11 protein-coding genes are annotated in these 13,205 nt (G+C 51.0%); 10 read left to right on the forward strand and 1 reads right to left on the reverse strand.

All coding sequences use genetic code 11. From position 1 onward, the window contains the following. Positions 1-135 precede the first annotated feature (135 nt). The 10 genes from DW915_RS15885 (at position 136) to DW915_RS04895 (ending at position 10,731) form a co-directional block, all read left to right on the forward strand. Positions 136-633 (forward strand): hypothetical protein, encoded by a 498-nt coding sequence (locus tag DW915_RS15885; RefSeq protein WP_199676774.1) that lies wholly within the window; start codon positions 136-138, stop codon positions 631-633. A gap of 157 nt (positions 634-790) precedes the next feature. Continuing rightward, entirely contained in the window at positions 791-3,529 is a 2,739-nt protein-coding gene (locus DW915_RS04855; RefSeq protein WP_118741692.1) for a translation factor GTPase family protein, read from the forward strand. A 1-nt stretch (position 3,530) separates the two neighbouring features. Continuing rightward, positions 3,531-4,235: an IspD/TarI family cytidylyltransferase gene (locus DW915_RS04860; protein WP_118741693.1), complete on the forward strand. Its 705-nt coding sequence runs from the start codon at positions 3,531-3,533 to the stop codon at positions 4,233-4,235. Continuing rightward, complete coding sequence (locus tag DW915_RS04865; RefSeq protein WP_055219428.1) at positions 4,232-5,245, forward strand: galactitol-1-phosphate 5-dehydrogenase; 1,014 nt, start codon at positions 4,232-4,234, stop codon at positions 5,243-5,245. The genes DW915_RS04860 and DW915_RS04865 overlap by 4 nt, the downstream gene beginning before the upstream one ends. A 6-nt stretch (positions 5,246-5,251) precedes the next feature. Beyond that, complete coding sequence (locus DW915_RS04870) at positions 5,252-5,923, forward strand: ribulose-phosphate 3-epimerase (protein ID WP_118741694.1); 672 nt, start codon at positions 5,252-5,254, stop codon at positions 5,921-5,923. Between the two features lie 80 nt (positions 5,924-6,003). After that, a complete protein-coding gene (locus tag DW915_RS04875) occupies positions 6,004-6,564 on the forward strand; it encodes a manganese efflux pump (RefSeq protein WP_118741695.1) in 561 nt (186 codons plus the stop codon). A 139-nt stretch (positions 6,565-6,703) separates the two neighbouring features. Next, positions 6,704-7,468: a glycosyltransferase family 2 protein gene (locus DW915_RS04880; RefSeq protein WP_118741727.1), complete on the forward strand. Its 765-nt coding sequence runs from the start codon at positions 6,704-6,706 to the stop codon at positions 7,466-7,468. Beyond that, positions 7,468-8,865, forward strand: coding sequence for a sugar transferase (locus tag DW915_RS04885; protein WP_022462990.1), 1,398 nt, complete (start codon positions 7,468-7,470; stop codon positions 8,863-8,865). The genes DW915_RS04880 and DW915_RS04885 overlap by 1 nt, the downstream gene beginning before the upstream one ends. Continuing rightward, entirely contained in the window at positions 8,858-9,733 is an 876-nt protein-coding gene (locus tag DW915_RS04890) for a LicD family protein (RefSeq protein WP_118741696.1), read from the forward strand. The genes DW915_RS04885 and DW915_RS04890 overlap by 8 nt, the downstream gene beginning before the upstream one ends. Positions 9,734-9,750: 17 nt before the next feature. Then, entirely contained in the window at positions 9,751-10,731 is a 981-nt protein-coding gene (locus tag DW915_RS04895; RefSeq protein ID WP_055219419.1) for a glycosyltransferase family 2 protein, read from the forward strand. A gap of 58 nt (positions 10,732-10,789) precedes the next feature. Here DW915_RS04895 and DW915_RS04900 read toward each other — a convergent pair whose 3' ends face one another. Further along, the gene (locus DW915_RS04900) at positions 10,790-13,036 is read right to left on the reverse strand and encodes a hypothetical protein (protein WP_158581021.1); all 2,247 of its coding nucleotides are present in this window, start codon (positions 13,034-13,036) and stop codon (positions 10,790-10,792) included. Between the last annotated feature and the right edge of the window lie 169 nt (positions 13,037-13,205).

The following is a 13,205-nucleotide window of genomic DNA, read 5'->3' on the forward strand; positions in this document are numbered from 1 at the left end:
CTGTAAATACATCCATCTGTATTTGCAGTGCTTTTCTGCTGTAACAGAACCCCGCCTGACTGCATCAAAAATATAAAAAATTTAACAATCATTTGATATAGACCTTATAGGAACAGGATAGCAGTTAAAATACAAATGTGCTACGATCGTGATTGTAGTAAAAAATATTCTGAAAGAAATGGCAGGAACAGCAAAAATACAGCGGTTAGGCTGGAGTCTGGAATGGATGCAGTCAAAAGATTGCAGTCTGAAAAAGAGGAGAACGAACGATTGACATACAAGGAAATTATAAAAAACGAAGAAATTAACGCATATCTGAAAAAAGGAAACGAAAACCTGGGACAGCTGGGATATACGGATCATTCGCAGAAACACTGTATGCAGGTTGCCCATCAGGCAGAGTACGGTGCACTTCTTGCAAATGAACTTTTAAAAGAAACGGATATGACGTTGGAAGACAGAGTAACCATCGTTCCTTGGTTCTGCAGTTATTGCAGCTGTAAAACTGGCAGGCGGAACGATCAACGTGGCGGTTGCATGCCTGGCGATTTTATCTGCACTGGGATTTGTTTTCCTGAAAATTGCAGATCGGCAGCCGATGGCGGGGGAGAGATAAAACAGAACATAGCATAAAAAATCTCAAAGCAGAAGAAAAAGCCGCTTTGAGATTTTTTGCGTTTCACTCCGGGGTTCCGCAATGAGAGGTTTTGTGGTACAATAAGCAGTGAGTCGGGCCGCAGGGGATGAGGGGGCCTGAAAAATATGAATCATACAGACAGGATGAAACAAAATGGAAAAAACCAAAAAACTGGCGGTAGGCATTTTAGCGCATGTCGATGCGGGAAAGACGACGCTGGCAGAGGGAGTTTTATATAAAACAGGCCAGATCCGGAAAGCCGGAAGAGTGGATCACAAGGACGCCTTTCTGGACACGGAGGAACTGGAAAAAGCAAGGGGCATCACGATCTTTTCCAAACAGGCCGTGCTGAAGCTGAACGAGACGGAGGTCACACTCCTTGACACGCCGGGCCATGTGGATTTCTCGGCGGAGATGGAGCGCACTTTACAGGTCATGGACTATGCGGTTCTTCTGATCAGCGGTGCGGACGGCGTGCAGGGGCATGTGGAAACCCTGTGGCGGCTGCTCGCGCGGTATGAGATCCCGGTCTTTCTCTTTATCAACAAGATGGATCAGCCAGGCACGGATGCGGAAAAACTGCTGGAAGAACTGCAGAGCCGTCTCTCAGAGCACTGCCTGAATTTCTCGCAGGATCTCCAGAACGCAGAATTGCTGGAAGAACTCGCCATGTGTGATGAGGACGTGCTGGAGCAGTATCTGGAAACGGGAAGCGTGGAAGAAGACCAGATCCGCACGATGATCGCAGAGCGGAAGGTTTTTCCGTGCTGCTTTGGCTCTGCACTCAAGATGGAGGGCGTGACGGAATTTCTGAAAATTCTGGACCGGTTTACAAAAACGCCGGAGTACGGCGGGGATTTTGGCGCGCGCGTTTTTAAGATTTCAAGGGACACGGCAGGAAACCGTCTGACGCATCTGAAAATCACGGGCGGCGTGCTGAAGGTGAAGCAGATGCTCGGCGAAGAAAAGGCAGACCAGATCCGTATTTATTCCGGTGCGGGCTATACGATGGTACAGGAAGCACCGGCGGGGACGATCTGTGCCGTAACGGGACTGAACAGCACTTTCTCCGGTCAGGGCATCGGCAACGAAACCGAGGCGGAAAAACCGGTGTTGGAGCCGGTGCTGACGTACCGCATCGAGCTTCCGCCGGACTGCGATGTCCATCAGATGCTTGGAAAACTGCGCCAGTTAGAAGAAGAAATCCCGGAGCTCCACATTGTCTGGAATGAGCGCCTCGCGGAAATCCATGCGCAGGTCATGGGTGAGGTGCAGATCGAGATCTTAAAGAGTCTGATCCACGAGCGTTTCGGCGAATGGGTGGAATTCGGAGCCGGAAATATTGTATACAAAGAGACGATCCGCAGTACCGTGGAGGGTGTCGGCCATTTCGAGCCGCTGCGCCATTATGCGGAAGTTCATTTGCTGCTGGAGCCGGCAGAACCGGGCAGCGGACTGCAGATTGGAACCGTCTGCAGCGAGGACACCCTGGACCGCAACTGGCAGCGTCTGATCCTCACACATCTGCTGGAGCGGAAGCATCCCGGCGTGCTGACCGGGTCGGAGATTACCGATATGAAAATCACGCTGGTCAAGGGCCGTGCGCACATTAAGCACACCGAGGGCGGCGACTTCCGCCAGGCGACGTACCGTGCGGTGCGGCAGGGACTGAAAAAAGCAGAATCCGTTCTGCTGGAGCCGGTCTATGCGTTCCGTCTGGAAATTCCGTCGGAATCGACGGGACGGGCGCTGAACGATATCCAGCGGATGTACGGCAGCTTTGAACCGCCGGAAATGGAAGGCGATATGACAGTGATCACCGGAACCGCACCGGTTGTGACGATGCGGGATTATCAGAAAGAAGTGACTGCTTACAGCCGGGGACGCGGAAGAGTGTTCTGTACCTTAAAAGGATATGAGCCGTGTCACAACGCGGAGGAAGTGATTGCCTCCATCGGCTACGATTCCGAGGCGGATGTGGAAAATCCGACGGGTTCTGTGTTCTGTGCCCACGGGGCAGGCTTTGTCGTTCCATGGAATGAAGTGGAAGACCATATGCATCTGGAATACACGCTGGAAAATCCGGAAGAAGAAAGCGATTCAGCCGAATCTGCGGCAGACCGGAGCGGCGGAGCATCCTCTGTGCAGAAAGCAAAAAAAGCATCCGACCGCGTGCCGATGGCAGCTTCCCTGCAGGAGGCAAAGGAGCTGGAAGAAATCTTTACGAGGACATACGGCAAAGTGGAGCGGAAGCGCGCCGGTTTCGAGCGGCGGACACGTCCGGTCACCTCGTCATCCGGCATCGGGGATCCCAAATATGCAAAATCAAACCGCCCGAAGGAGCCGCAGGAGGAATATCTGCTGGTGGACGGCTATAACATTATTTTTGCATGGGATGATTTAAATGAGCTGGCGAGGTATAATATTGAGAGCGCCAGAGGAAAGCTGATGGACATCCTGTCAAATTATCAGGGATATAAAAAAATGACGCTGATTCTTGTCTTTGATGCCTACAAAGTAAAAGGCAACCAGGGTGAGGTCGGCATGTACCATAATATTCATGTCGTTTATACGAAAGAGGCGGAGACGGCTGACCAGTACATCGAGAAAACGGTTCACAGGATCGGCCACAACGGCAACGTAACGGTGGCTTCCTCGGACGGTCTCGAGCAGATCATCATTATGGGAGCGGGCGCGCATCGTCTCTCCGCACGGGATCTGCGCACCGAGATTGAACATACAAACGGCCAGATCCGGGAAAACTATCTGGAGAAAGAACAGAAAACGAAGTCGTACCTGCTGGAGAACGCCTCCGGAGAACTGGGAGACTTTTTAAAAGAGCTGGAAGAAGAGCGAAAAAAAGAGAGTAAAAAGAGCAAAGGAAAGGCTTAAGATGAATTACGCAATCATACTATCGGGGGGAATCGGAACGAGAATGCAGATGGGGAATTTTCCGAAGCAGTATTTGGAAGTGGAAAAGAAACCGATTCTGCTGTATACGCTGGAGCAGTTTCAGAAAAGCAGTGCCGTTGAGAAAATCGTCATCGTGGCGGCAGATGCCTGGAGAGAGAAGATCCGCGGATGGATGGAAGAAGACGGGATTACGAAATTTCTCGCCTTTGCGGATGCCGGGGATACGCGGCAGGAATCCATTCATAATGGCCTTACCGTCTGCGTGGAGGATTCCGTATCGGAGAACGACGGTGTGATCATCCACGACGGCGTGCGGCCTCTGGTGAGCGAACAGCTGATTGGCGACTGCCTTGCGGCGCTTGCCGATCATGAGGGCTGTATGCCGGTGCTGCCGATGAAGGACACGATCTATCAGAGCAGCGACGGAACGAAAATTGACCATCTGCTGGAGCGCAGCACGCTGTTTGCCGGTCAGGCGCCGGAAGCCTTCCGGCTGCATCCGTACGCGAAGATCAACCGGGAAGCATCGAAAGAGGAGCTGTCCCTCACAAGGGGAACGAGTGAAATTGCCTACCGCCATGGAATGGATGTGGCGATGATCCCAGGGGATGAGCGGAACTTTAAGATTACAACAAGGAGCGACCTGGAGCGTTTCTGTACGATTGTGGAAGGAGAAACGAAATGAGAGCATACGAGCTGCATGGAGTCAATGATTTAAGAAGGGAAGACATCGAAAAACCGGAAATCCCATCCGGCTGGGTTCTGGTGCAGGTAAAGGCATCAGGAATCTGCAGCTCCGATATTCCGCGGATTTTCACAAACGGAACATACCATTTTCCAACGATTCCGGGTCACGAGTTTTCAGGCGTGGTTGCCGCATACGGCGAGGGTGTGCCGGAAGAGCGAGTTGGAAAACGGGTCGGCATTTTCCCGCTGATCCCATGCCGCACCTGCCCGCAGTGCCGGCAGAAAAAATATGAGATGTGCGAACACTACGATTACCTCGGCTCGCGCCGGGACGGCGGCTTTGCGGAATACGTGGCCGTGCCGGACTGGAACCTGATGGAGCTGCCGGAAAACGTCAGCTTCCGCGAGGCAGCAATGCTGGAGCCGCTCTCTGTGGCGCTTCATGCGGTGAAACGAAGCGGTGTGAAGCCGGGCGATACCGCAGCAGTGATCGGAACGGGCATGATCGGTTTTGCAGCGGCAGCGTGGGCGAAAGCGCTCGGCGCCGAAACCGTTTTTGTGATTGGACGGGGCGAAGCAAAACGTGCGATCGCAGAACAGATCCCGGGCATCTCATATGTGACGGAAGAGGAGAGTAAAGCGATTCAGGCGGATGTTGTAGTAGAAGCGGTCGGAACGCCGCAGGCCGTTTCCAGTGCAGTTCTTCTTGCAAGACCGGGCGGAAGCATCGTGCTGATGGGAAATCCATCGGGCGATCTTGCGATGGAAAAGAACGTGTACTGGCGCATCCTGCGCAAACAGCTGAACCTGATGGGAACGTGGAATTCTTCTTATGAAAAAGATGAAGCCTGCGACTGGACGGAGGCACTCGATGCGCTTTCGAAGAAGAAAATCCCGGCACAGGCGCTGATCACGCACTGTTTCCCGTCCGAAAAGCTGATGGACGGACTGGAACTGATGAAAAATCATAAAGAGCCATACTGCAAAGTAATGGTTTCATGGGAGTAGAAAAATATGAGAAAAAGTCAGATATCGGCATCCATGATGTGCTCAAACCTTGTGGATCTGCAGGCGGCGATCGATGTATTTGAAAAAGAAAAAGTCGAATATCTCCATATCGATGTGATGGACGGCGAGTTCGTTCCGAACTTCGGCCTTGGCGTCGACTACATCCGCGGACTGCGGGAACTGACGAGTATTCCGCTCGATCTTCATCTGATGATTAAAGACCCGGAGTACAAGCTGCCGTGGATCGGCATTCACAAAGAGGACATCGTGACGATTCATTATGAGAGCACTTTCCAGGTGCAGCGCGCGCTCGATTACCTCGTGCCGTACGGCTGCAAGCGGTTCCTCGCGATCAACCCGGCGACACCGATCGGGCAGATCGAGGAAGTGCTTGATTATATCGACGGCGTCAATCTTCTGATGGTGAATCCGGGCTTTGCCGGACAGAAAATTGTGCCGAGTACGCTGCGCAAGGCGGAAAAGCTGCAGAAATTTCTGCAGGAGATGCACCGGGAGGACATCATTTTAGAAGTGGACGGAAACATTACGAAGGAGCACGGCGCGACGCTGCGTTCCTGTGGAGCCAGCATTTTTGTGGCGGGAACTTCGAGCATTTTCTGCACCGATGTATCGCACTTCGGAGAAAAAATCCGGGAATTCCGGAAAGCAGTGGAATAAGAAAAAGAACTGCCTTCCCGGGATGCACGGTTTGAAAAACAGACGAATACTGTAAAGTGAGAAATGACGGAGCGTGTCATATGGTAGAATTGCTTCTGCTTGCTGCGGCGCTCTCAGCCGATAACTTTGCAGTAAGCATCGGATATGGAAGCAGCAATACGAGAATTTCACCCGGCATGACGGCGCTGCTGAATCTGTTTTGCAGTGCTGCCCTGGTTGCTTCCGCGCAGTTTGGAAAAAGATTTCTGCAGTCCGCAGGACCGGAATGGGGAACCAGAGTGGGTGCGGGCTGCTTTTTTCTTATGGGAACGCTGAAAATTTTCGAGGAACTGAGAAAACGCAGAAGAAAAAAGCAGGGAAAACCAGAAGCAAGACTGGAACATCTAGAAAAACAGCTCCACCCACTGGAATTTGGCCTGCTGGCGGTTTCGATGTCGGTGGATGGAATTGTCTCCGGCGTCTTTGCCGCGGATCTTCCGGTGACAGGAGGAGAGATCTTTTTTGCCTCCTTCGCGGTCGGAATGGCGGCGATGTATGCCGGAACTGCCATCGGAAAAAAGACGGGGCAGAAAAACGGCGGAAACGGAGCACTGTTCGGAGGAATTCTGTTCTATTTACTGGCGTTTTTAAAGCTCACATAGAATTACATGTAAGAAAGAAAAACCAGCAGATCCCGGCGTAAAATTGACAAGCCCGTGCAGATATGCTATAAAAGTAGGAGGTTTGCTGCTGGAAAATTTAAAAAACAGATGCAGCAGACAAAGTAAGAGAGGAAAATACATGATTTCAGTAGTAATCCCTTCGTACAACGGTGCAGAAACACTGTTTCAGGCAATCGACTCAGTCCTTTGCCAGACAACAAAAACCCCGCTGGAAATCCTGGTGATCGACGACAATTCCACGGACAATACGATGGAAAAGATGGGGCGTTACGGAGAAAATGACCGGGTACGGTATATCCGGAATGAGACAAACAAAGGAGCGTCCGCATCCAGAAACCGCGGTGTACAGCTCGCAAAGGGCGATTACATTGCCTTTCTGGACGCGGATGATTACTGGGATCCCGAAAAACTGGAAAAGCAGGAAAAAGCCCTTGCAAAGACCGGTGATGTGCTCTGCTGCACGGGTCGGGAGCTGATTTACGATCAGGAACCGGAAAAGCAGAAGATCTTTTCTGTCCCGGAGCGGATCACCTACAAAATGCTTCTGCGCGGCAACGTGATCGGCTGCTCGTCGGTACTGGCCAAAAGAAGCGTTCTGCTGGAATTCCCGATGGAAAAGGACGAGTGCCACGAGGATTATCTGGACTGGCTGCGGATCCTGAAAAAATACGGGACAGCCTGCGGTGTGGATAAGCCTTTGCTGAAATACCGGCTGTCCAGCACAGGAAAATCGGGGAATAAACTGCATTCTGCAGGAATGACTTACCGTGTTTACCGCGAGCTTGGAATGGGAACGTTCCGCTCCCTGTACTGTTTTGCGTGCTATGCCGTAAACGGTGTGCGGAAGTATTACGGTAAGGGCAAAAAGAGAGGAAGAGATTGATGAACTATAAAAACAGGGAACAGTACAAACATCTGATGCGTGTCCTGGCGGTCGCGGCGATTGTGCTTCTGGAATGCGCTGTTTTTTCTGTGTTCTGGGACAGATACTATGCGAGCCACCTGTGGCTGGAGCCGTTCTGGGATAAGGGAAATCAGATTATCGTCGTGATCTACGGCATTTTTCTTCTGGTTTTCATGTACATTTACGGCGGCATGAAGATCGGCTACATGAAGGGAAGCAGCATCATCTATTCCCAGATGATGACGGCATTCTGTGCCAATGCGCTGATGTATCTGCAGATTATCCTGCTGTGGCGCCACCTGCCGTACATTCTGCCGATGGTCGGCATGACACTCGTGGACTTTGCGCTGGCAGGCATTGTATCCTGGCTTTTTGAGAAGACGTTTGCGCGTCTCTTTCCGCCAAGAGAGGTGCTTCTGATTTACGGTGAATACCCGATGGAAAGCCTGGAGCTGAAGATGAACCAGCGGCCGGACAAGTATATTGTAGCACATAAGGTGAGCGTGGAAGTGGGAGAGAAAGAGCTCTGCCGCCAGATTGACGCATACGGTCAGGAGGGCGTGATCCTGGGCGATCTTCATTCGGAGCTGCGCAACCGTCTGCTGAAATATTGCTATGCGAAAGAAATCCGTGTCTATCTGACGCCGAAGCTGTCGGATATTATGGTACGGAAAGCGGAAGCGCTCCATATTTTCGATACACCGCTTCTGCTCGCGCGAAACAGTGGTCTTTCGTTTGATCAGAGATTCTGCAAGCGCCTGCTGGATCTGCTCGTATCGACGATTCTTCTTGTGATCACGTCGCCGATTATGCTGATCGCAGCGCTCTGCATCAAGCTGTATGACCATGGCCCGGTGTTCTTTAAACAGAAACGTCTCACGATCGGCGGAAAAGAATTCTATGTCTACAAATTCCGAAGCATGATCGTGGATGCCGAAAAAGACGGCGTAGCCCGCCTGGCAACGAAGAACGACAGCCGCATTACGCCGGTCGGGAAGGTGATCCGCGCGACGAGAATTGATGAGCTGCCGCAGCTTCTGAACATTTTCAAGGGCGATATGAGCGTCGTCGGACCGCGCCCGGAGCGGCCGGAGATTGCAAAGGAATATGAGGAATCGATTCCGGAGTTTGCTTACCGTCTGAAAGTAAAGGCAGGCCTTACCGGCTACGCCCAGATTTACGGAAAGTACAACACGACCGCATACGACAAGTTGAAGCTGGATCTGATGTACATAGAGAGCTATTCGATTTTAGAGGATCTGAAGCTGATTCTTGCAACCTTTAAGATTGTCTTCACAAAGGAGAGCACAGAAGGGCTCGAGGAAGGACAGACGATCAGCCTGAACGCAAAGGAAGAGGAGAAAAAAGATGTTTAATACCGAGGACGAAATTCTGCGCCGGCTGCAGGAAAAAAATCTGGAAATGGCCGTTATGTTTTACCACTGGTGCCAGAGAAATCATCTGACCTGTTATCTCTGCGGCGGCGGCTGTATCGGTGCAATCCGCCACGGCGGCTTTATTCCGTGGGACGATGATCTCGACTTTTTCATGCCGCGGAAAGATTACGAGAAGTTCCTGAAAATCTGGGATACGCAGGAGGAGAGTAAAATCTACAAGCTCGAGTACCCGAAAGAGGGCTTTTGCAATGCGCACACGTTTGCGAACATTCGCGACAGCCGCACCACGCAGGTGAAAAAGGAGCAGGTCGATATGGATCTCTGCCACGGCGTTGCACTTGATATTCTCCCGATCGAGGGCTATGCACCGGGAAACCTTGCGCGGAAATGGCAAGTGATCGAGGGAAAGATTTTCCAGCTCTTCTGCACGCAGGTTATTCCGACCAAAGAACGCCACGGCGCGTTTATGCATTACCTGGGAACGATTCTGCTGGCGCTGGCTCCGACGCAGAAGATGCGGTACCGGATCTGGAAGCAGGCAGAGAACTATATTACAAAATTTGATATCGACAGCCCACGGGTGGACGGCATCACCGAGATGTGCGCACCGCAGGCGATTCTCCGGAAATATCCGAAAAAGATTTTTGCATCGGCGATGGAGGTTCCGTTCGAGAATGAGCGCCTGCCGATTCCGGTCGGATATGACACATATCTGCGCATGGCGTTCGGCGATTATATGAAACTGCCGCCGAAAGAACAGCAGAAAGGGCACCACGATGCGGCGTTTCTGGATCTCGATCATCCGTATGAGCAGTATAAGGGGATACACTACTGCTGTAAGAAATAAAGAAAGAGGATAAAACAATGCCGGAAATTTCAATCATTACCCCGGTGTATCAGGCAGAAAAATTTTTAAAAAAATGTGTGGATTCCATTCTCTCCCAGTCTTTTACGGACTGGGAGCTGCTTCTTGTAGATGATGGAAGCACCGACAAGAGCAGTGAAATCTGCCGGACATACGCAGAACAGGATGCGCGGATCCGTTATCACCAAAAAGAGAACGGCGGCGTCAGTTCGGCGCGGAATGCGGGCGTTGCGCTTGCAGAGGGGCGTTATATCACGTTTGTGGACAGCGACGATTTCGCAGCGGAGGATCTTCTGGAAACACTGTATCGTCTGGCGGAAAAATATGATGCCGAAATGAGTATCTGCCGCGGATACGATCTCTATGAAGGAAGGCCGGTGCCGGATCTGAAACAGGAGGGAATCGAATCTGTGACTGACAGCGAGGAGGGACTGCGCCAGGTGATGAAGGCGCGCGTGTTCGGCGTGATGCCGTGGGGCAAGCTGTATCGGAGAGAGATTTTCGAGGGCGTTGTCTATCCGGAGAAAACAATCGCCGAGGATGCATACGTCATCGTTCCGTTAATGGAGCACTGCCGGAAGGTGGCCTTTTCCACAGCACAGAAATACTATTATGTGCACCGGCGCGAAAGCCTCACGACAAGCGGTTTTCGCTGGTCAGATCTGGGTTCGGTGGAAGTATGGGACCATAATCAGAATGTCGTGGAAGAACGCCACCCGGCGCTGAAAAAAGAAGCAGGTGTGCGCTGCTGCTGGGCGCGGTTTTTCGTGCTGGACAAGCTGATGCTGTTGGAAACCATGGACGCGGAGAAAAAGGCGCTTGCGAAGAGGCTGGCAAAAGAGCTTAAAAAGCATCCGCTTCTGGTACTGGAAGGCGATCACTTCACGAATGGGCGGAAAATCGCCTATCTGACCCTGTTTCTGGGAACCGGAATTTACCGGCAGTGCGTTCGTGCACTGTTCCGGAAAAGAAATTTATAAAAAATGCGGCAGAAACGAATGAGATTTTCGTTTCTGCCGCATTTTTATATGGATTTTTCTAGCTTTCTTTTTCGGAAAGCAGAACACCGTTTTTATCAAACACATACGTTGTTCCGTCAATTTTTTTCGTCCCGGTGACGCATCCGCCCCAGCTCTGGAAATAATATGTTTTTCCGTCAATTTCTGCCCAGCCGGTCTGCATGGAAGCATCATCGTTGAAGTAATACCAGTTGTTTTTATAATAGAACCACTGCGATTTTCTCGCACCGCCCCAGCTGTAGGTAAAGTACCAGACACCTTCCCGGATCACCCATTGGTTTGCCGGCATGACGCCGTTTTCATCAACAAAATAAAGATTGTTATCATACGTAAAGGCTTCATCCGTTTTCCGTGTACAGTCCTCATTAATATAATAGTATTTATTCTGAAGCAGCAGCCAGCCTTCGTGTGCGGCACCGCCCCAGCTTCTGAGATAATAATAGTTTCCATCCCATTTCAGCCACTGGTTCTGATACATTTTTCCGCTCTTATTTACAAAGTAGAGATTGTTGTCATACAGGAAACTTTCGTTCTGCTTTAGGGAACCGTCCGCATTCATAAAATACCAGGCGCCATCGATCTGATACCAGCCATTGGTTACGCAGGAATATTTCTGTACATAATACCAGGCACCGTCATGGTACAGCCAGGTGCTGCCGGAAATACCGCCCCAGGAAAGAAATTTGACGCGGTAACCGTTTAAGGTAAGTGTCGTATTGCGTGCGGCACCTCCCCATGTGTAAAAATAGTACATCGTTTTGGTCTCTGGATCAGCGTGCCATCCGGACGAATACATAATACCGGTATCCTTGGCGAGATAGTACCAGTTGTTGCTGATAAACTGCCATCCGGTCTGCATCTCACCGCTGCCGGAAAAATAATAGTAATCTCCATCAAGCAGAAGCCAGCCTGTTGCCATAACGCCGTCCGCGCCGAGGTAATACGTTTTGTGGTCGAGGGTGAGCCAGCCGGTATACGGTGTTTCATCATCGTTGTAGTAATACCATTTTCCATCCCGTTTTACCCAGCCGATGACGTGGCGTTCGTTTGTGATCACGCCGTTTTCATCGGAGGTATATTCGATGCCCGTTTCTGTGTCGCGCCAGGAAGTGGAGCATACGAGAAGATGGCTGCTGTCTGCATAATATTTCTGTCCGCCGCGGGTGAAAAATCCGCTGTACGGGATGCCGTCATGATAAGCAACGAGCTTGGAAGAACGGCCGCGGTAAATTTCATAGGTATCATCCACGTTGGAAGTGACCGCGGAACCGGAAAAGTCAGCAATGACTGCCGGAAGATCGCCGGAATATTCTGTCGTGGAAAATACGCGCAGCCCCAGAGAGGTCAGGGTCTCGACGGTATCGTTATCCATAATACGGAAGTCACCGGTCTGGATAAAATATTCCGGGTTGACGGCAGCAAGATAGTCTGCATCGACAGCATTCGGATATCCGTGATGATTGGAAGTCATCAGATCAATGCTGTACAGCCCGTAGTTCGAAACAATCCGGCTGGCATCGCCCTCGACGTCGTCGATATCGCTCGTCAGAAAAGCGCGGTGGTCGTTTGCGGAGGCAATTACACCAAGACAGAACTGGTTGGCGTCCTCTTTTGGACTTGTGAGATAATCTTCCTCGTAGTTGACAATCTGGATCTGGAAATTTCCAAAAGCAAAATCAGGAGATCCTTCTTCTGCGGAGGCGGCACCGGGATTCAGATGCTGGATCAGGGTCACACCTTCAGTCTCTTCTACAGCAGTAAGAAGCTGGTCGTAGACATAAAGATTGTCCCAGAGACGCGCAGTATTATAGATATAACTGTCATCATACGGGAGCAGATAAACCCGGTCGGGGGAATACAGCCGCACGATGGTATCGCCGGTTCCAATATGGTCGCTGTGCGGATGTGTTGCAACATAAAACTGCAGATTATCGGAGGTGACACCGAGGGAGTCCAGGTAGGAGAGTACCTCATCGTCGTAGCCGGTCGACGTTGTGATGCCGCTGCGCAGCGGATAACGCGGATCAGATCCGTCAGGGTAATCCCAGTCCTCGCCGGAGTCTACCATGCCGAAAATTTTCTGGCCATTATCGTCTACACTTTCCAGAACGATGGCATTGGAGCCGCTGCCGAGTGTCAGAATGTGAATTTTTGCTGTAGTATCAGCCGCATGTGTGTTTTCCGGGGTGAGAAAAAGAAAAGCAGCGGCAAGGGATGCCGCGCCGATGGAAAACACGGATCTGCGGGTATGCCGGGAAAAAGGCATATCAATGGCTCCTTTCGTAACATATATCATTAAAACAAAAAGTAAAACAGCCGGGTGGAAAATAAGCGCTCAACATCACAATTATACAAAATTTCAGGGAAAAGTCAATGTTTATTAGAATTTCGATTACTTGACGCAGACAGGGCATCATGTTAGAATGAGTGGGATT

It is taken from the genome of Blautia sp. AM42-2 (assembly GCF_003480245.1).
GTDB classification, from domain to species: domain Bacteria; phylum Bacillota; class Clostridia; order Lachnospirales; family Lachnospiraceae; genus Fusicatenibacter; species Fusicatenibacter saccharivorans.

Excerpts from the sequence above, each read along its gene's own strand:
- DW915_RS04865 (WP_055219428.1), top strand. The coding sequence starts at position 4,232 with ATGAGAGCATACGAGCTGCATGGAGTCAATGATTTAAGAAGGGAAGAC.
- DW915_RS04870 (WP_118741694.1), top strand. The coding sequence starts at position 5,252 with ATGAGAAAAAGTCAGATATCGGCATCCATGATGTGCTCAAACCTTGTG.
- DW915_RS04895 (WP_055219419.1), top strand. The coding sequence starts at position 9,751 with ATGCCGGAAATTTCAATCATTACCCCGGTGTATCAGGCAGAAAAATTT.
- DW915_RS04900 (WP_158581021.1), bottom strand. The coding sequence starts at position 13,036 with ATGCCTTTTTCCCGGCATACCCGCAGATCCGTGTTTTCCATCGGCGCG.
- DW915_RS04855 (WP_118741692.1), top strand. The coding sequence starts at position 791 with ATGGAAAAAACCAAAAAACTGGCGGTAGGCATTTTAGCGCATGTCGAT.
- DW915_RS04880 (WP_118741727.1), top strand. The coding sequence starts at position 6,704 with ATGATTTCAGTAGTAATCCCTTCGTACAACGGTGCAGAAACACTGTTT.
- DW915_RS15885 (WP_199676774.1), top strand. The coding sequence starts at position 136 with ATGTGCTACGATCGTGATTGTAGTAAAAAATATTCTGAAAGAAATGGC.
- DW915_RS04885 (WP_022462990.1), top strand. The coding sequence starts at position 7,468 with ATGAACTATAAAAACAGGGAACAGTACAAACATCTGATGCGTGTCCTG.
- DW915_RS04890 (WP_118741696.1), top strand. The coding sequence starts at position 8,858 with ATGTTTAATACCGAGGACGAAATTCTGCGCCGGCTGCAGGAAAAAAAT.
- DW915_RS04860 (WP_118741693.1), top strand. The coding sequence starts at position 3,531 with ATGAATTACGCAATCATACTATCGGGGGGAATCGGAACGAGAATGCAG.
- DW915_RS04875 (WP_118741695.1), top strand. The coding sequence starts at position 6,004 with ATGGTAGAATTGCTTCTGCTTGCTGCGGCGCTCTCAGCCGATAACTTT.